Source organism: Bacillus sp. EB106-07-01-XG149, from assembly GCF_058791555.1.
The window spans coordinates 1-656 of record NZ_JBYTDP010000023.1 but is presented as its reverse complement, the minus strand read 5'-3'; the positions used below and the strand labels follow the sequence as shown (position 1 = coordinate 656).

The 656-nt window shown below is 48.2% G+C and carries 5 tRNA genes; all 5 read left to right on the top strand.

Annotated elements, in window-relative coordinates:
• Nucleotides 1–79: 79 nt before the first annotated feature.
• Nucleotides 80–152 (top strand) — tRNA-Lys (locus AC3WTA_RS28455).
• Nucleotides 153–168: 16 nt separating this feature from the next.
• A tRNA-Leu gene (locus tag AC3WTA_RS28450) sits at nucleotides 169–251 on the top strand.
• A gap of 97 nt (nucleotides 252–348) precedes the next feature.
• Nucleotides 349–425, top strand: a tRNA-Arg gene (locus AC3WTA_RS28445).
• A 3-nt stretch (nucleotides 426–428) separates the two neighbouring features.
• A tRNA-Pro gene (locus AC3WTA_RS28440) sits at nucleotides 429–505 on the top strand.
• Nucleotide 506: 1 nt separating this feature from the next.
• Nucleotides 507–577, top strand: a tRNA-Gly gene (locus AC3WTA_RS28435).
• Nucleotides 578–656: the final 79 nt, after the last annotated feature.

The following is a 656-nucleotide window of genomic DNA, read 5'->3' as shown; positions in this document are numbered from 1 at the left end:
GGGCTATAGCCAAGCGGTAAGGCAACGGACTTTGACTCCGTCATGCGCTGGTTCGAATCCAGCTAGCCCAGCCATTTACGAGCCATTAGCTCAGTTGGTAGAGCATCTGACTTTTAATCAGAGGGTCGAAGGTTCGAATCCTTCATGGCTCACTTTTGTTTTTTCCGCGCGGTCGTGGCGGAACGGCAGACGCGCTAGGTTGAGGGCCTAGTGGGGGAAACCCCGTGGAGGTTCAAGTCCTCTCGGCCGCATCAAAAAATCTTTCAAAAAAGTACTTGCATTTGAAAATGTAGTATGATAAGATAATTGAGTCGCCAAAATACAACGACGAAAAAACATCATGAATAAGCGCCCGTAGCTCAATTGGATAGAGCGTTTGACTACGGATCAAGAGGTTAGGGGTTCGACTCCTCTCGGGCGCGCCATAACGGGAAGTGGCTCAGCTTGGTAGAGCACCTGGTTTGGGACCAGGGGGTCGCAGGTTCAAATCCTGTCTTCCCGACCACGCGGGTGTAGTTTAGTGGTAAAACAAGAGCCTTCCAAGCTCTGGTCGAGAGTTCGATTCTCTTCACCCGCTTTTAGTTCTTTGAAAACTGAACGAAACAAACAACGTGAAACGTCAATTTTTATTTTTAGATGCTAGACAAACTAACTTT